14 protein-coding genes and 1 pseudogene are annotated in these 17,996 nt (G+C 70.9%); 2 read left to right on the top strand and 13 right to left on the bottom strand.

Translation table 11 applies throughout. The annotated features are described in order from the left end of the window. Positions 1-42 precede the first annotated feature (42 nt). From IIE03_RS20425 to IIE03_RS20405, 5 genes are all read right to left on the bottom strand, one after another. Positions 43-1,659: an anchored repeat ABC transporter, substrate-binding protein gene (locus IIE03_RS20425; RefSeq protein WP_192864613.1), complete on the bottom strand. Its 1,617-nt coding sequence runs from the start codon at positions 1,657-1,659 to the stop codon at positions 43-45. 82 nt (positions 1,660-1,741) lie between these two features. Beyond that, positions 1,742-4,504 carry a TIGR03773 family transporter-associated surface protein gene (locus IIE03_RS20420; RefSeq protein WP_192864612.1) on the bottom strand — a complete coding sequence of 921 codons (2,763 nt, stop codon included), beginning with the start codon at positions 4,502-4,504 and terminating at the stop codon, positions 1,742-1,744. A 53-nt stretch (positions 4,505-4,557) separates the two neighbouring features. Next, positions 4,558-7,881, bottom strand: coding sequence for a choice-of-anchor M domain-containing protein (locus IIE03_RS20415; protein WP_192864611.1), 3,324 nt, complete (start codon positions 7,879-7,881; stop codon positions 4,558-4,560). Positions 7,882-8,026: 145 nt separating this feature from the next. Beyond that, entirely contained in the window at positions 8,027-8,584 is a 558-nt protein-coding gene (locus tag IIE03_RS20410) for a hypothetical protein (protein ID WP_192864610.1), read from the bottom strand. Positions 8,585-8,778: 194 nt separating this feature from the next. Beyond that, complete coding sequence (locus IIE03_RS20405) at positions 8,779-11,283, bottom strand: YwqG family protein (protein WP_192864609.1); 2,505 nt, start codon at positions 11,281-11,283, stop codon at positions 8,779-8,781. A 125-nt stretch (positions 11,284-11,408) separates the two neighbouring features. On the opposite strand from IIE03_RS20405, the gene IIE03_RS20400 reads away from it, so the two are divergent. Continuing rightward, positions 11,409-11,870, top strand: coding sequence for a hypothetical protein (locus tag IIE03_RS20400; protein ID WP_192864608.1), 462 nt, complete (start codon positions 11,409-11,411; stop codon positions 11,868-11,870). Positions 11,871-11,990: 120 nt separating this feature from the next. Here IIE03_RS20400 and IIE03_RS20395 read toward each other — a convergent pair whose 3' ends face one another. The 3 genes from IIE03_RS20395 to IIE03_RS20385 form a co-directional block, all read right to left on the bottom strand. Continuing rightward, positions 11,991-12,440 (bottom strand): hypothetical protein, encoded by a 450-nt coding sequence (locus IIE03_RS20395; RefSeq protein WP_192864607.1) that lies wholly within the window; start codon positions 12,438-12,440, stop codon positions 11,991-11,993. 305 nt (positions 12,441-12,745) lie between these two features. Continuing rightward, entirely contained in the window at positions 12,746-13,906 is a 1,161-nt protein-coding gene (locus IIE03_RS20390) for a protein kinase family protein (RefSeq protein WP_225998094.1), read from the bottom strand. 26 nt (positions 13,907-13,932) lie between these two features. Further along, entirely contained in the window at positions 13,933-14,598 is a 666-nt protein-coding gene (locus tag IIE03_RS20385; protein WP_192864606.1) for a hypothetical protein, read from the bottom strand. A 116-nt stretch (positions 14,599-14,714) separates the two neighbouring features. Between IIE03_RS20385 and IIE03_RS20380 the strand changes: the two genes are divergently transcribed. Beyond that, on the top strand, positions 14,715-15,101 hold the full coding sequence (locus IIE03_RS20380; protein ID WP_192864605.1) for a DUF6578 domain-containing protein: 387 nt from the start codon (positions 14,715-14,717) through the stop codon (positions 15,099-15,101). Positions 15,102-15,232: 131 nt separating this feature from the next. Here the strand turns inward: IIE03_RS20380 and IIE03_RS20375 are convergent, their stop codons facing one another. The 5 genes and pseudogenes from IIE03_RS20375 to IIE03_RS27085 all read right to left on the bottom strand — a co-directional run. Then, positions 15,233-15,679, bottom strand: a complete 447-nt coding sequence (locus tag IIE03_RS20375; protein ID WP_192864604.1) for a hypothetical protein — start codon at positions 15,677-15,679, stop codon at positions 15,233-15,235. Positions 15,680-15,798: 119 nt separating this feature from the next. Then, entirely contained in the window at positions 15,799-16,326 is a 528-nt protein-coding gene (locus IIE03_RS20370; RefSeq protein ID WP_192864603.1) for a phosphoribosyltransferase, read from the bottom strand. Positions 16,327-16,484: 158 nt separating this feature from the next. Continuing rightward, positions 16,485-17,054 (bottom strand): PIN domain-containing protein, encoded by a 570-nt coding sequence (locus IIE03_RS20365; RefSeq protein ID WP_192864602.1) that lies wholly within the window; start codon positions 17,052-17,054, stop codon positions 16,485-16,487. 3 nt (positions 17,055-17,057) lie between these two features. Further along, on the bottom strand, positions 17,058-17,579 hold the full coding sequence (locus IIE03_RS20360) for a helix-turn-helix domain-containing protein (protein WP_192864601.1): 522 nt from the start codon (positions 17,577-17,579) through the stop codon (positions 17,058-17,060). A gap of 73 nt (positions 17,580-17,652) precedes the next feature. Next, positions 17,653-17,874: pseudogene (locus tag IIE03_RS27085) on the bottom strand (transposase); the annotation flags it as partial. Positions 17,875-17,996: the final 122 nt, after the last annotated feature.

Here is a 17,996-nt window from a genome sequence, read left to right as displayed (position 1 = left end):
CGTCCGCCTCCACTCGTGGGCGCGCCTCCGCGCTGCAGCCGGTCACGTCAGGCACCGGCGGAGGCTGTCGGCATTGGCACGCATCAGGTCGACGTAGGTGGTGACGCGGTCGTCGAACGCGTCGGAGTAGATCACGCAGACCCGCAGGTCGTTCTCGCGGGCCACCTCGGTCAGCACGGTGGACCGTGCCACGAGGTTGGGCTCCAGGAAGACGGCCGGCACGTCGAGCGCCTGGACCGTCCGGGTGAGTTTGATCCGGTCGGCCACACTGGGTTCCGAGGCAGGGTTCGGCGTCACGAAGCCGGCGATGTCGACGTCGTACGCCCGCCCGAGGTAGGCGAACGCGTCGTGCGTGGTCACCAGGTACCTGCGGGAGCGCGGGATCTGCGCGATGGTGCTCTCCACGTAGGCATCCGTCTCGCGCAGCAGGGCCAGGTAGGCCTCGGCGTTCGCCCGGAACTCGGCGGCCCGGTCCGGTGCGGCCGCGACCAGGGTGTCGCGGATGACCTCCACGTACGCCTGCGCGTTGCGGACGTCCTGCCACAGGTGCGGGTCGATCTCACCGTGCACGTGCTTGCCCAGCACGGCCTGGGGCAGCAGGTAGATCTGTTCCCCGGGCCTGCCCAGGAACCCGAACCCCGGCTGTGCGGGCACGGCGGCGAGCGCCTTGTTCGGCACCGAGATCACGGTCTCGGCCGGGTCGAACACGTGGGCATGCGCGTGACCGGCGTCGTCGTGGCCACCCGGTGTGTCGTTGGCGTCCTCCCCGCCGGCCTCGCCCGCCGGGGCATCGGTCTGCAGCACGATCGCGCCGTCGTCCAGGTCCACGGTGACGTCCGCGTGACCGCCGTCGAGCACCTCAGCATCCGGCATGCCGGGCACGGAGTACGGGTCCACGCCGACCGCGAAGGTCACCGACGTCTCCCCCAGCGGCCGCGGATCCTCGCCGGGTTCGACCACCAGGTCGGACTCCATCGCGACCCGGTAGACACCCGGTTCGGTGAACGCCCAGCTCATGTGCGTGTGTGCGTCCGCCGGCAGGGTCGCCGTGTCCCGGGCGTACCCATCGGCGGCGTCGAACCCGTCGCCGGAGTCGAAGTAGACCCGCGGCTGCCCGAACGTCTCGGTCAGGTACCCCGCAAGGCGCCCCGGCCCGTCCACGCCCGTCACCCGCAGACGGACGTCCGACGCCCGTGTCGCGCCGTACTCCTCGCCCGTTCCGGCGACCCGGAGCCCGAGCCAGATCGTGTCCAGGTTGACGTTCTCGACCAGCGGGATCACCTCGGCGGCGTACTTCGTCGCCGACTCCGCCAGCGAGATGTTCGGGGCCTCGTCCGGCAGGTTCGCGTCCAGGGTGGTGACCACGGCGTGGTCCTCCAGCAGCAGGTAGTTGCTGAAGGCCACGTCGGCGTAGACGACGTCGCGGACGTCCCGCAGGGTCGGGTCGTAGGAATGCGGGTCGCCGGTGGGCGGCACGATCGAGGTGACCTCGACCCCGCCGCCGACCACGTTGCGCACCAGGTCGGCCAGGATCCCGGTGGTGGTCACCACCCGGAGCCGGTCGTCGTGCGCACTGCCGCTGTCGCTCGCACAGCCACCGAGGACGAGCGAGCCCGCTGCTACCAGGCTGACCGCGGCCGAGCGCCGCCGTGAGGTCACGGCCGGGCCACCGGTGCGCGCGGGACCAGGTCGCGGAACTCGCCCATGCCCTCAGGGGCGCCGGTGGCGCCGCCCTGCCCGGTCATGCGCGTGCCTGACGACGTCGCGCGACGACGACGAGCGCCGCGCCCACCGACACCAGAAAAGCGGCCAGGGCGAGTGGCCGGAACACGCTCGCGCCGGTGTCCCCCAGCGCGGAGCGCTGGGCGGCGGTGAGGTCGCATTCCTCGCCGGACACCGTACGGCCGACGTACGTGGTCCGCGTCGTGGTCCCTGCCGTGTCGCCCACGGAGAACTTCAGCGTGGCCCGGTCCGATACCGTTCCGCCGCTCTTCAGCCGGACCGACTGCGTCATCGTCACCGAGTAGACACCCGGCTTCGTGAACGCCCAGTTGGCGTGCACGTGCTGGTTGAGCGGAACGGTCATCGACTTCGGGAACCCGGGCAGGGTGCCGAAGTTCTTGGTCCCTGCTCCCCCGAACGTGCCGGTGAAGTACACGCCGAGCTGTCCGGGGCCCTCGACCCCGGCGAGCGTGAACGTGACCGGGCCGTCCGCGGCCTTGATCAGGCTGGGGTGCTGGGTGTTCCAGCCGATCCACGGGACACCGTCCTCCTGGACCTGCCCGACCGACCAGATCGTCGAACCGGCCGCGCCGAGGAACGCGAACTCGCCGCCGGACGGCACCTCGTCCTCGGCCGCCTCACCCAGCCGGAAGGTGAGCGACGCCGGGTCGACCCAGGACGCGGGCTGCTCGCGGTCGTCCTTCACGCGGGCGACGAGCTCGCCGTCCCGCACCATCGAACCGAAGTCGAAGTGTCCCGAGCTGATCCCGCCGACGGCGGGCGTGGTGACCTGACGGGTGACCGGCTGCGGCACGCACTGCGCGGGTTGGTCGTCCGGGCCGGGCCCGCCGCCGGCCGGCGGATCATCCCGGTCGTCGCCGGGATCGCCGTCCGGCGCCGTGCCCGGATCCGCGCTCGGGTTCTTGCCCGGGTTCTGGCCTGGATTCTTGCCCGGGTCGTTTCCACCCGGACCGTCCCCCTGCGGCGTTCCGGCGCGGAAGTGGTAATCGGCGGCCGGCCCGGTGATCGTGCGGCCGTCGGCCGTCCGCAGGCGCGGCGTGACCTCCAGGTGGTAGTCGCCCTCGGCGGTGAAGATCCAGTTGGTGTGCACGTGCGCGTTCGCCGCGACGGGGATGGTCCCGCCGTCGGACGTCGTGGTGTCGAGGTAGCGGTTGACCGGCTGCCCGAACGAGTCGTTCTGGAACGTGAACACGTCCCCCGGCCCGTCGACCTTCACCACGAGGGACACCGGGCTGCCGGACGCGGGCGTGATGCCCGTCCCGGCCAGTGAGGACAGCAGGCGTTCGGTGCTCCAGCCCGCCCACGGCAGGTAGTCCTGGTCGCTGCCCGTCTGCGAGCCGAGCCAGGCCGTCTCGCCACCGTGCTCGCCGAGGAACGCCCAGACGCCGGTCGCCTCGGGCAGCTCGACCTTGCCCCGGGGATCCTCGTAGGCCAGCGTCACGTCCTCCGGCGAGCGGTAGACCGTGCGGTCGGCGTGGATGCGGGTGTCGTCCTTGACCGACAGGATCAGGCGTCCGGAGTCGTCGTCGTAGGTCGTCTCGAACGCGTCGGCGTGCCCGTGGTCGAGCACGTACCGGCGGTCCTGCCCGGGGTCAGGCTTCGTGCCGGGGTCCGTCGGGGTCGGCGTCGGCGTGGGGTCCGGCGTCGGACCGGGCGTCGGTGTGGGGGTGGGCGTGGGGGTGGGTGTCGGGGTCGGGGTGGGTCGCGGCCGCTCCGCGACCGAGAGGGTCACCGGCTCGGAGGTCCCGGCGACGCGGTCGCCGTCGAGCAGGACCGCACGCACGCGTGCGCCGTCGTCCGTGGCGGCGAGCTCGCGCCGGTAGGTCGCGGACTCCTCGCCGTCGACGGCCGTGAACCGGTCGGAACCCGCGGAGGCGGCCTCCCAGCGATGGACCGCCAGGTCGGTCACCGGGTCCTGGGTCGCGGTCAGCACCGCGATGTCGCCCTCGGTGTAGGCGGTCCGGTCGGCGGAGACGGTGACCGACGTCGTGACCGGACGCTCGCCCACCCGGACGTGGTAGGCCGCCGCCGGACCCGTCACGGTGCCGCCGTCGGACGTCGCAAGGGACGGCGTCACGGTCAGCGTGTAGTCGCCCTCGGCGGTGAAGATCCAGTTGGTGTGCACGTGCGCGTTGGCCGCGACGGGGATGGTCCCGCCGTCGGACGTCGTGGTGTCGATGTACCGGTTGACCGGCTGCCCGAACGAGTCGTTCTGGAACGTGAACACGTCCCCCGGCCCGTCGACCACGACGTCGAGCGACACCGGCCAGCCCGAGGCGGGCGTGATGCCGGTTCCGGCCAACGAGTCCAGGAGCCGCTCGGTGCTCCAGCCGACCCAGGGGGTGTGCTCCTGGTCGCTGCCCGTCTGCGAACCGAGCCACGCCGTTGACCCGCCGTACTCACCGAGGAACGCCCAGCCACCCTCGGCCGGGGGCAGCGTGACCTGGCTCCGGGGGTCCTCGTACGCGAACGTGGTGGACTCCGGAGCCCGGAAGACGGGCTCGCTGTCGTAGATGCGGGTGTCGTCCCGGACGGACAGCACGAGCTCGCCCGCGTCGGCGTCGTAGGTGGTCTCGAAGCCGTCGACGTGTCCGTGCGTGAGCACGTACTCGCGGTCGGGCACGGCGGCGGCTGCCGGTCCGGCGGCGGTCTCCCGCCCCCCGGCGAGGGCCGTCGCGCTCGATGCCGGGACGACGAGCGCGCCGAGCAGCGCGACGACGGCCGTCAGAGCGACGATTCCATGAGAACGGTTCTCAGTCACAGACCGCAGTGAACCAGTACCGGGAATCGTTATCAAGTACGAGCGAGGCATTTTCACCCGTTCGCCAGGCGTCGCCGTGCTCGCGAACGACGCCGGAGCTCGATCAGCACGATGCCCACCCCGACGAGGGACACGGCGAGCAGCACGGCCGCGCCGACCTCGGACCCGGTGGACGCGAGCGGCCCTCGGTCCGCCGGGGTGGACCCAGCCGCCGGCGTTCCGTCGCTCCCGGTCGCCGGCGTGTTGGGGTTGTCCGGCGCGGGTGCCGGGTCGCCGTTGCCCGGGCCCGGGCCGCGGTCTCCGTCCGGCCCCTGTCCGTTGCCCGGGTCGTCGGGGTTGCTCGGGTCGTCCGGTCCCGTACCCGGGCCGTCCGGATCAGGGCCCGGGTCATCGGGATCGCCGGGGTCGTCGGGCCCTGTGCCCGGGTCGTCCGGCCCCGGGCCCTGCGGCCCGGCCGCGAACTGCGCCGCCGTGAGCCCGCAGTGCTCCTCGGTCACACGGCGAGCGTCCACGCCGACGGCGAAGAGCAGGGTCGCCCTGTCGGTCGCGGCGGTCGGGACGTCGCCGTCGACAGCCGTCTGCGACACGTCGAGGCAGTAGACGCCGGCAGCGGTGAACGCCCAGGAGCCGTGCGCGTGCTGCGCGTAGTCGAGCCGGTCCGTACCGGCGCCGAGCAGCACCCGTGGTGCGCCCCAGTCGTCACCGCCGGAGTCGAAGAGCACGAAATCGCCCGGGCCGTCCACGTCCAGCAGCGCCATTCGGACCGCGTCCGCGGCGGCGCCATCCATGACCTCCAGGTTCCAGCCGGGCCAGACGAGGTCCGGGGTCGGGCTCTCGGGCAGCACCCATACCGGATCGGCTGGCTGGCCCAGGAAGCCGTAACGGTCGTCGTCGGGCACGGCGACGCGCGCGTTGTCGGGCACGGCGAATGCCACGTCGGCGGGGTCGTGCTCCTCTGCGGGGACCACGGCGTCGTCGCGCACCACGGTGGTCAGGCCGCCGGGCGCGACGCGCGCCAGGAGGTCGACATGACCGCTGCGCAGGACCGTGCGGTCCGTGACGGGCCACCCGGCCGGATCGCCGGGATCCGGGTCCCCTGGATCGGGATCGCCCGGGTCAGGGTCGCCGGGGCCGGGGTCGCCGCCGGCCGGGCAGGGCTCCACCTGCGCCGGATCGACACCCGCAGCGATCGTCAGCGTGGTCGTCGCAGACGCCGTCGTCCCGTCGGCCGCGGTACCCGCGAGCGTGGTCGTCACGCAGTACCGGCCCGCCGCCGTGAAGACCCAGCGCAACAGGTTCATCCCGCCGGGACGAAGCTCCGTGCCGGCCGCCTCGTAGCCGGGAACCGTACTGAGCAGGGCCCCCTTGTGACCGGGCACGAATGCCTCCTGGTCGTCGACCAGAAGGAACTCGCCCGGCCCTGTCGCGTCGTCGAGCGTCCAGGTCAGGTCGCCGCTCCAGTCGGCGCGGTCCAGGTGCGCCAGGTCGAGGTCCACCGCGTTGAGCAGGCCCGAGCCAGGTCCGAGCTGGTATCCGTCGATGTACTCCTGCTCGGCGTCGCGCCAGTCCTCCCGCAGGCGCTCGACGTGCAGGCCGCGGGCCGTCGTGCCCGTCGTGAGCACCACGTCCGCCGGGTCGTGGCGGACGCCGTGCCCGCGCAGGTCTCCCGTCACCAGGCCGGCAGTCAGCTCACCGTCCGTCAGGCGCGGGGTCAGCGCGGCGAACGCCGCCCTGCCCTGCTCCTCGGGAGCCGGGACGCGCGTCACCTCGCCGGGGACGGCGTCCTCCGAGGTGTCGTCGTGGCTGCGCGCCCGGTCGGCCTCGCGCTGCATGCAGGTGGGCGCCGACGTCGGGTCGTAGCCGGTGCCGCCGACGATGAAGGTGAGCACCATGTCGTCGTCGCGCGGGGCGCCGTCTGTCGTCGTGGCCGTGGAGGTGAACCGTGCACAGTACGTGCCCGGCGCGGTGAAGTCCCAGCTCAGGTGCTTGTGGGCGAGCGAAGGCGCGAGCGCCGGGTGCGCCTGGGGCAGGCCCTGCCGCGTGGAGAACCACGGGGCGGCACCGGAGCGGACGTGGTCCTCGTCGGCGCCGAGGAAGAACTCACCCGGCGGCGGGCCGCCGTCCGCGCCGGTCACGCTCTCCAGCCGCATCATCGGCAGGCGGTCGTAGTCCTGCGCTCTGAACGTCTCGGACGAGACACCGAGCCACGGCAGGCCGGCCTTCGGCACCTTGGGCAGCCGGTGGATCACCGAGCCTGCCGGAGCGAGGAACGTCGAGTCGGCCGACGCCGTCGGCTCCGGCACCGTGACCCGCGCCGTGTCGGGCACGTGGACCACGAGTGTGGCCGGGTCGTACCAGGTGAGCGTGTTGCCGTGGGACTCGCGCACCATCAGGCGCAGTTCGTCGTCGCCGGGCCGCAGGGACAGGTCGGAGTGCGTGGCGGGCAGCAGCACGTTGTTCCGCGGGTCGGTCAGGTCGTCCGGGTCCGGCGCGTCGGGGTCGGGATCGCCGGGGTCACCGCCGTCGTCGGGCGGGAGGACCGGCAGGTCCGGGTCGACCGGGGCGCCGCATTCCGCGGTGGCCGGGTCCGGCACGTTCCCGACGGCCACGCGGACCGTCACCACGGGTGAGGTCCGCACCTGGCCGTCGGTGCCGGTCACCGAGACGCGCAGGTCCAGGCAGTGCAGGCCGAGGTCCGAGAAGAGCCAGCCCTGGGCCTGCGGAGGGGAGATGCTCGCCGCGCTCGGCGTCCAGGTGACGTCGGTGTGCAGGCCGTGGCCGGCGTACCAGACCCGGTTCATGGGCAGGTCGGGCATCGGGACGGGGCCGCCGATCGCGACCAGCCCGCCCCCGCGTACCCCGGTGATCTCCCAGGAGACGCCGTTGCGCGCGACCTGGTCGCGCGGCAGGCCGTAGTTGTTCAGGCGTGGCACGACGTCGGTCCCCGTGTAGTCGAGCGCCGGGAAGTCCTGGCTCGTGGCCCACAGCGGCGTGCCGGGCGGACCGAGCGGCGCCAGCCCGGCGTCGTCGGGCGTCGTGAGAGCGATGGGTCGCGGCACGGAGACGACGACGTCGTCCGGCGCGTACCTGTCCGTGATAGTGGCGGGACCGGGTTCGGCGGACCAGCCGACGTCGATCACCGGCTCGCCCTCCACGAGCAGCGCGTTGACGAACGCGTTGCCGTCGTCGAGGACGGCGCGCGGAGCCTGGCCCGCCGCGGTGACGGCCGGCGCGGACGGAGGCCGCTGCGCCGGCGCGGTCGACGTCGTCACCGACGCGGATGTCGCCGACGCCACGGCGGGCGCGCCTGCCGCGACGAGCCCGACGGCGAGGACGGTGGCCGCCGCGCGGCGAACCGGTAGGGACGTTCTGACCACGACGGGTCTTCCTCTCGGTGCGGGGACTGCAGGGGTGGTGCGGGGACTGCAGGGGGCGGATGGCTCGGGTGCGCTGCCGACGCGGGTGGCGCGAGCCGGATCAGGGAGCGCGGGGAGGGCGGTGCGACCGCCCTCCCCGCCGAGGTCAGGAGCGCTTGAGCGGAACGTCCTCGGACAGCACCGAAACGCTGCCGTTGACGGTCACGTCGAACGTCAGCAGGTACGTGCCCGTGCCGCTGAAGGACCACGCGAGGTCCTCGTGCCCGGACCCGTCGAGCACCACGGAACCGGAGGCGTCGGTCTTGCTGGACGAGATGCTGCCCGCGGCCCCGGTACCCGAGACCGTCCCGCCCGTGCTGGACGAGTCGAGCACGTTCGGCTCGAACTCGACGTCGAGCGTCCCGCAGGACGCACCCGGCTCCACCGCGAAGCCGACCTCGGGCCCGCTCGTGCCGGTGAAGGTCAGCCAGTCACCCTCGGGCAGCTCCACCTCCCCGCCGTTGACGTGCTCGTGGACGTGCACCGCGACGTCGGACACCTGGCCGAACACGTCACACTCGACCTCCGCGGCGACGTCGAAGTGGCCCGAGGTGCGGTCGGCGGCCGCCGCGGGCGCCGCGAACGCTCCCGCCATGCCGGCGGTCGCACCCATCGCGACCAGCGCCGCCACGATCCGACGTCCAGTCTTTCGCTTGATCGTCATCCTGGCTTCCTCCATCTCTCCGACCGCCACCCTGGCGACCGGAATCCGGGCAAATGAGAACGCTTCTCACGTACGCCAGGAGTGAATCAGACATGAGAACCATTATCAAGAGATGTCGGTCAAGTTCACCCGCTCGTGGGGGGCGAAGGAGGCGCAGGCCGTTGAGCACGACGACGACACGGCGCAAGAGGGCGTCACGGGTTGGAGTACATGGCCACGACCACCCGGTCGAAGCGACGGGCGGCGAGGTCCTGGCGCGTGACGGTCCAGTACACCGACGCCATCGGCAGCCCGTCCCACTGCGCCAGGAGCACCCAGTCCTCGGGGCGCGACCAGCCGTCCGGCTCGCCGTCGGGGGCGGCGGACCGGCGTGCCGGATCGCCCCAGCCCTCGTGGTCGAAGGCGTGACCGCCGATGCGCCACGCCCCCGACCCGCGCTCCGGCGCGACGGTGTCCGGGATACCTCCCCACACGTCCATGAGACGGCGGGCGTGCGGGTGCTCCGCCTCGAGCTCCCGCGTGACGTCCGGCAGCGTGTACCCGCGCCCCACCCGCAGCTCGCCCTCGCTCCGCAGGTGCTTGTCGAGGTCCTCGGGCGAGTCGTACTCGTACACCGGCTCCCAGTCAAGGGCCGTCTCCCGCTCGACGACCGGCGTCCCGGCCGGGACGTACACCGCCGAGCCGGCCGGGTAGGGCTCCAGGTCCGGGTTCGCGAACAGCAGCAGGTGCCCGTCGGGCGGGAGCGGGATGTCCGTGTGACCCGGCGGGATCGCCGCCAGGTCGATCGTCGCCAGGAGCTGGTGCTCCACGACGTACTCCTCCCCCGGCGAGGTGTACCGGTCCGCCGGAACCGGCACGTCCGACGGCAGCATGAGCGGGCTGCCCTGACGCGCGGCGACGGGCCCGTCCCATCCGTGCCCGAGCCGCACGTCCGGCCGGGCGAGCGCCAGCCACCGGTCCACGTCCGCGCGGGGGACACCGTGTCCCAGCGCCTCCTGCCGGAAGAGGTCGATGTGGTCGAGCACGGCACGCGGCAGCGACCGGACGTGCGCGGAGACCCCGGGCGGGAGCTCCCAGCCGGGCTCCGGCGCCACGACCGTGGCGTCCCCCAGCGCGGCGTGCCACTCCGCGGCGGACCTCCGGACGTCCGGGTCGCCGTCGTGCAGGCTCGCCGCCGCGAGTTCCGCCGCCCCCGGGTGCGACGCGAGGGCGCGCCGCGCCGCGTGCCGGTACCGCGTCCGGCCGACGGCGATCCCGGCCAGGCGCGGGACCAGCGGTTCCGGCGTCACGGGGAACCGCTCCAGCACGGTCAGGACCACCGACGGCGTGTCGACCCACCGTTCGTAGTCGAGGTGGCCGTACGGTCCCGGCTCCGGCCGCCGGACGGCGCCGGACGGGTACCCGTCCACGTCGTCGCCCAGGTACTCGGCGACCAGGTCCAGGCGTTCGGCGAACAGCGGCCACCAGCGGTCGGCGTGGTCGGCCACCTCGGCCGCGACGCGTGGCTGGAGCAGGCAGCCGGCGACGCGGCGATCGGCGTCGGACGCCCCGGCCGCGGCGAGCGCGTCGCGCAGGATGCGCACGTCCGGGAGGCGCGGGAGCAGGTCTCTCACCCGGTCGCCGAAGGACGTGCCGCCGCCGCGGGCGTGCGCGACCTGCGCGCGCACCTCCTCCAGGAGGTCCTCGTCCGGCGGTTCGTACGCAGGCGCGGACGGCCCTGCGGCCGGCTCCCGGAACGTCCGGGCGCGAGTTGTGAGCTCGCGCAGCTGCAAGGCACGCTCGACGTCGTCCGAGCCGCCCGCGGTCCGGGACAGGATCTCGTCGAGTGCCTCGAGGCCGCCGTCCAGATCGGCGAGCCGCAACGCCGCTTCCCGGGAGCGGGTGGGCTCCGCGCGCCCGACCCGCGGAGCCAGGAGGCCGACCTGGGCGGGCGCGTCAAGCCAGGCCAGCATGGCGAGGGCCTCGTCCCGGACGGTGGCCTCCTCGTCGACGGCCAGGTCGCCGAGGAGCGGGCCGTGCACATCCGGGGCGGACGCGCAGAGCCGCGCGAGGTAGCCCTTGACCTGCGCGCCGAGACCAGCGGCGAGCTCCGGGAGCACGTCGTGGTGGTCGCTCAGGAACGCGTGTCCCGCCGGGGTGTCCAGCAGGCGGGTGTAGCGGTAGAAGTTCCGCGGGTCCAGCAGGACCGAGAGCACCAGGCGGGGCGCACGCCCGGCCGGCACCCCGCCGGCCCGTGCGAGGTCGGCCATCGTCCGGGGCTGCCACCGGAGCCGGGCGGGCCGCGGACCCTCCTGGGTGGGATTCCGCACGACGACCCGCGCGACGTCCGCGACCAGCAGCCGGAACCGGCCCTCGTCGTCGTCCGGGTCCTCGTCTGGGGTCACCGCTGTCAGGACGCGGCCGAACCGGACGAGGGCGTCTACCGACGCGTCCAGGTAGAACGCGTACCGGCCGTCGTCGGCGGCCCGCTGGGTCCAGCCCGGGTGCAGCGCGGCGACCGCCCCGATCCGCTCCCGTCCGAAGTATGCGCCCGGGCGGGCGACGAGCGCGGCGCCGTCGTCGGGCAGGGACGGCAGGGTCGCGAGGATGTCCCGCCCCGATCCGTCGAGCACGTAGTCGACGGTCTGGTCACGGAGTGCGACGCTCCTGGTCAGCAGTGGTGCGAGGGCAGCGCGGACCGCCTCGGGAAGTGGATGCATGGAGGGCAACGTAGGGGCTGCGGGACCCGCGGGGCAACGATGCGGAGTGGCCCCGTTTGGGCCAGGCCGCTCAGGCGGCGACGGCGCGCGACAACGAGAGCTTGACCTCCCGGTAGGTTGCCGCCGTGGCAAGGAAACAGCGGAAGGAACCAGAACTTCTTTTCTCAGGGCCGCCGACAACCGACCCCACCGCGCTGCACCGAGCGCTCGTCGGTGCCACGAGGGCGGACGTCACCGTCGGCGGCTACCTCGTCCTCGCCGTGAACTCGGACGACGACGTCCTCGACGACTCAACGCTGAAGCGCATTGCCGTCAGCCGTGGAGGCCGTTCAACGTCAACTGTCGACACCGACGACCTCATTGCGCTCGTGGGCGCGCTCCGCGTTGAAGAGGTGACCGACTTCCTCTGCATGTGCATGGGCGACTACGTCATCGAGTTCTTCGACGAGAGGAACACCCTGACCGAGGTCGTCCGCATCGACCTACCGTCAGGTATCGAGAGTCGACACTGGTTCGGCGGAGCGCGACTCGCCGATCCGCCCCTCCTCCACTCCTGGCTGAGATCCCACGGCTTCGAGCTGGCGTAGAGCGCACCCCAGCGACGAGGAATCCGCCCACCAGCGCATGCGGTCGCCACCGATTCACCCTGCCTCGCCGAATACGGTCAGCACCTACGTGGGTCAGGTCCGTCAGCATGTGGATCGCGATCACGCTGGCGTCTCGTCCTGATACGGCTCGGCCCGGTATCCATCAAGCGTGAACGGCGCGGTCTCGGCGAACCGGACTGGAAGCCGCAGCAACCCAGCTGCCTGCGCAATCTCTGGGTCGACCTCGCTGGCGCGGAGCATCACGGACGGCACGGAGACCCGTTCATAGGGCCCGTGAAGCAGCTGCCAGTCGTAGGTGTAGAGCCCGCGCCTGCTCGCTTCGAACCAATCGGAGTAGTCACCGGAGCGGTCTCCACCCCTGCGATCGAGCGACTCGCCGATCACCGGGAGCACCTGCAGTGCCGCGACAGCCGTCTCGACTGATCGTCCGTGGTTCAGGACCAGCTTGGGAATCAGCCCGTATCCGGCGCTGGAGATGAGCGCGATCGCTCCAGCACGGTCGAGCGCGAGGAAGTCCCACTCTCTCCCACCGACGTTGTCTCGGTCCAAGGCTGTTGTCTCGGTCCAAGGCTGCCCTCCTGGCGTGCATCCTGCCAGCGACGCGAACTCAAGGAGGCGCGTCAGCTCCGCTTCTGCACGTGGCTGGTCAACAGGGGCACGCTCGATACCCGACCCAGGGTCCCTACCGGCCTGCCGGTAGGAGTCAGAATGGCAGCGAAGCACGCATGTCGACGCACCGGTCATGATGTCGACCTCCTGACTTGGCTCAAATGGCTTAGCTAAGGCGCAGCGCCTTGAGGACCTTGAGAGTAGGGCGCACCTGCATGACCATGGCCGCACACTACGATCCGGTGTCACGACCCGCTCCTTTCGGAGGTCCTCTGCTCAGGAGCATTTGACACGGCTCCGCCGCCAATACTCAGCTCAGGAGTCTCGGCCCCTCCCAGCTGCTCAAACATCAGGTCTTCGTGTCGGTTCCGGCGGATCGCCTCCCACGGGTAGGACGTCGTCCGACTCGCCTGCTGGAACCGTCGATAGAAGTCCCCCATCACGGCGGCGACCGGCGCGTCACGGACCATGACGTCCCCGAGCGCCGTCGGAACATCCTCCGGGAGCACTCCCTGGGCGCAGGACCGCACGAAGGCCCTGCGATCCTCTGGTCCGTACCCGTACAACGCGACGGCCAGCCAGTTCACCAGGTGGGTGGCGGCGTAGCTCCAGTCGTAGTCACGGTGTTCGTCGAAGAAGGCGGCCTCGTCCTGGCTGAGCTCGAAGTGGGAGGAGATCGCCAAACCATAGTCGGCGAAGAAGAGACGCCTGCCATCGGTCAGGATGTTCTGGAAGTGGGCGTCGAAGTGCAGCAGCCCTCGCGAGTTCATGAACGAGATGCCAGCCTTCAGTTCGCGGTCCACCATGGCGCAGGCCCGCTCGGCGGCCTCGTCACCGGCCTGGATCTGGACGTCCAGCCAGTCGTGCAGGTTCTGCGGGATGTACTCCAGGAACAGCACGATGCTCGCCGACGACTGCTCCAGGGCCTCGATCCGATGGCGTATCTCCGACCCGCCTCCCCAGTAGGCGACGGCGTGTTCGACGTCGGCCAGTTCCTCGGGAAGCGGCTGGCCGGAGTCGGGAAGCACCCGCCAGTGATACATCAGTGGGAAACCCTCGTAGACGCCCGCGATCACCCAGTTCGTCGTCATGGTGTGCACGGCCAGCTCCCGCCAGGCACCGAACCCCGGGCCGCCGATGATGCCGACGCCGTAGTGGCAGAACATCGGTAGCCCGAACAGGTTCGCCGTGGAGTGGACGTTCTCCTGCCGCCGCTCAAGATCGGTCAGACGCACCTGCTTCACGAAGACCGGCGTTCCTTCGACGTCCAGCCGAACGGTCTTCCCACCGATCCCGGTACCGATCGGTGTGCCGTCGTCCACGAGCTCGGCCAGCCTGCGATCGCTGCACAACGACAGCGACGTGGACACGGCACCGTACGCGGCCAGACGAGCACCACGGGACATGTCAGGGTCCGCCGGCTCTGTTCCGCTCAAGGCTGCGCGAGCGAAGTGGTGGCGGTGGCCCGGTGGCTTCCCGCTTCGAGCGCGCGGGCGACGGCCTCAGCAAGCCGGCCGGCGTGTGCGGGAACATGCGCAGCAGCCCAAGTGGCAGCGCGGTCGCAGAACCCGTCGAGGTCCACTTCGGCCACAGCTAGGGCGGCACGCACCTCCTCTGGGCCAAAACACAGAACCGGCCGGGTGGAGTCCTCAGCGTCCTGTGTGATCTCGACATTCCCGTTCCGCATGGTGACCCCTGCGTCTGGACTGTGCCCGAGCCAACACCCTGGCAGCTCGCCGTCGAGCACATCGACGATCTCTGAACGTTCGTCGATCGAGTAGCAGCAGCCCGGCAGAACCGTCTCTCCGCTCATGAGGTCGGTGAACTGCAGGCCGCCCGTCGCCAGCGGCACGGCGCCGTCCGGATCGCTCGGCCCAAGTGCCCGGTCGAGGTAGATGTCGCGGCTGGCGGCCTCGTCCCCGTTCTCGTCGGTATGGAACCAGTGCAGGATCTGGTGGACCGCAGTGCCGACCTCGGCATCGGACAAATCGCCGTGCAAAGCCAGGTACCAGCAACCCCCTCGTCCTACGACCGGCCACAGGTCGAACGCGTCGTCCCCCAGGACCTCGATCACTGGTTCGATCCGCAAGGCTGCCATGCGGGACACCGTGTCAGCCGACCGCTGCCGTGGTCAACGAGAATCCGGCGGCATCGCCGTGTCCACGCGTCCGGAACGAACTGGACTCGACGACCGGGCACCCACACCATGGCTTGGTGCAGATCAAGGTGTGGTACTCCGAGTGGCAGATGGCGTGCTGTGGTACTCCGTTCGCTGTCAACGACAAGATCGAGTGGGGCATCTCCCACGGCGGCCACGACGAGGTACTTGAGGACATCTTCGATGAGACAACGGCGGCTCAGTGCTTCGGGAGCGAAGAACACCACGGCGACACGGACGAAACCATCCGCGGGACAGTGAAAGCGATCGCCGTCGTGCGCGCGCAGTACGAACCGGATCCGGACAATCCTCGGATGCTCTTCGCCGCGCGCGGAACAGGGGCGATGGACCCGGCGCAGCATGTCGATGGCACGGAAGGCAACCGGGGCGATCATCAACTCGTCGGATACCTCATAGACATCGCCATCGACCCGAACGGTTGATCTGTGCTGATCAGCTTCGACCCTTGGAGGCTCGTCCAGCGGCAGCTCGGGGGAGCGTGCCCCGATCCGGCGATCTCCACTCCTGGCCCAGGCCTCACGGCTTCGAGCTGGCCCTCCCGCGATGACCGTCGTCAGGAATCAGCGACGACCCGCAGGCCCGGATTGAGCTGAACGAGTTCACCGACGCCCTCGAGATCGCACCGATCGTTGTACTCCTCGTGGCGGTTTCGGGGCCACTCACCGCCACCCGCTTCCACGGTGTCCCCGGCGCGGACCGTCACCCCGGGAGGTACGACGACGGCGTCGTCGGCCTCCGTGCTGCGCTCCGTCCCGTACGGCCACGAGACCAGCGAGGGTTTCTCGCCCCCGAGGAGGACGAAGCACCCGCCCTGCACCGCGATCTCACCGTGGATCAGGGCTTCCATGTACGCGTCAGGCTCCTGCGTGGGCCGCACGATGTACGGCGTCCCGCCGTCGTCGCCCCCGGCCGCGGACGCGGAGGCGCAGGCGGCCGCCGACAGCACCACGGCTACCGGTGCCAGGACGTACGTGAGACTTCTCGTCGACAGCAAGCGCATGTGGTCCTCCCTGTGCCATATGGCCGGCGGATCGCGCGGCCTGCCATGCTGACGATGTCCTGTTGCTCCGTATCCTTGCGCGACGGCGTTCCAGCGTCGATCGGTCACGCGTCAATCGGTCACGCGTCGATCGACCTCGCGCCGGTCACCGGCGGCTCGGCGGACCACGGGAAGGTGATCCACAGGTCGGTGTCCTTCCACGAGTAGTCGGGCTGGATGATCGTGCGCGGCTTGGTGAACAGCACCGCGGAGCGGGCCTCGGCGCCCTGCTTCTCCAGCAGATCCATGACCAGGGCGAGAGTGCGCCCGGAGTCGGCAACGTCGTCGACGACCAGAACCTTGGCGCCGGGGAGATCGGACGTGTCCATGAGCGGGGGCAGGACGCGCGGATCGTCGAGCGTCTTGCCGATGTCCGTGTAGAACTCGATGTTGAGCGTGCCGACGCCCTTGGTACCGAGTGCGTACGCCATGGCGCCGCCGGGTACCAGTCCGCCGCGCGCGACGGCAACCACGAGCTCGGGTACGAACCCGCTGTCCACCACCTGATGCGCAAGGTCGCGCACCGCGACGGGGAAGGTCTCCCAGGTGAGCACCTCGCGCTCGGGCGGCGCGTCGGACTCCGGGGAAGGCAGTTCTGTCGACGTCATGAGAAGACCCTACGAGACGTAACGGGAACCCGAACTCACGCCCTCAGGGGTCCACGAGGCGGGACGCGGAGCGCCGGCGAAGCTGATCGGCGGCACCTCACGTTGGTGGTTGATCTCGGTGATCACCTCCGGGACCGTCGTCCTGTCGAGATCGAGCCTCACACGTCGCGAATCATCGCTGCGGCCTGCGCCATCCCGTATCGGACCGACAACAGGTCGAGCAGGTCGTCGATGGCGCGCGGCGGGTTGACGTACCGGGCGCTGATCCTTCCCAGCGCGCGTCGCGCCATCTCAGGTGAGACGGAGACCGAATCCGCCGCGAATCGCGCAGCCGTGACCACCGAGATGCCATGGGGCAGGAGCTTGGCCGGCAGGTCCTTGACGTTGTCGCTGACGATCACTCCGGCACCACCCACGACCGCAGCGGCGACCAGGTGCTCGTCGTCGGGATCCGGCAGGCCATACGAACCCTCCAACGGTTCCCAGCCCTCGACGCACGAGTCGTCGAATGCCCAGCCCATCTGATCGACCAACCGCCGGGCCGCCGCCTCAGCCTGCTCCGGCTCTGCACCACGGTGAACTCGCTTGTCGGCCTCGACCCTAACCAACTCGTCCAGGATCGCTTGCGACCAGATCGGCCGGTACAGACCTTCAGCGGCCATGCTCAGCAGGAAATCCCGCTGCAAGCTCGGCCACAGCACCGAGGTGTCCAGCAATGCTGTGAACACCGGTCACCTCCGCCGCTCTCGCGCCGCCGCCCTGCGCGCCTCGCGCAGACGCTCGATCATCTCGGCGGGATCGTCCTCGTCCTCGAGGTCCACCGCCGTGGCGTCGAGCATCGCGTACTGCCGGGCACGCCGCCGCTCGCGGTACGCAAGCACATCACTCAACAGCAGGCGCCGCCGGTTCCCGTTGCGCTCAGCGGCCAGTTCACCCGACTCGATCATCCGCACCACCGTGGGCCGCGACACCCCGAGCAGATCAGCCGCCTGCTGTGTCGTCAGCTGTGGCTCCTGCGGCGACACCGTGACCGCCTTACCCGCCGCGAGCGCTTCGACCACCTGCACCAAGGCCCGGTACACCGTTCCTGGCAACTCGATCTGCTCACCCTCGTCACTGCCGACGAGCAAGAACCGCCGGGCAGGCTCGGTTCCCCGCCGCTCGCTGTGAGCAGCAAGGAAACTGAGAACCTCGACCGCCCCAGGGCCCGACTCCTCCGGGACATACGTCTGTGCTGCCAACTCTGCGCCCATGACACTCCCTTGATCGCCCCTACGAACGTAGGGTAACTCCTTTCGAAACGTTCGTACAGGGTCGATCGGCCCCTCCATGCTTGCTGGCCAGAAACACCCGATACAGACTCGACCACGGCCCATACCGTTGGGGCACGTCTCGCCACGGACACCCCACCCGGACCCGATGCCGGATCCCGTCGACCTTCCGACACAAGTTCCGTGCCGGTCGCCCGCACGACGCCACGGGCAGCAGCAGATCGACCACCGCCCACGCCTCATCGCTCAGATCATGCCGCCCCGCCGCATCCAGCACGGACCCGCCGCATGCCGAACCCGCAGGTCACACGCCACTTCCGAAACAGGACTCAGCGCAATCCGGGACTCCTCACGACCTCAGGTGTCCACGTGACACCAGACGCAAAGAGGCCCGGACCC

Origin of the sequence: Myceligenerans pegani (assembly GCF_014892515.1) — a bacterium.
GTDB lineage: Bacteria > Actinomycetota > Actinomycetes > Actinomycetales > Cellulomonadaceae > Myceligenerans > Myceligenerans pegani.
This window is presented reverse-complemented; position numbering and strand designations above follow the sequence as displayed.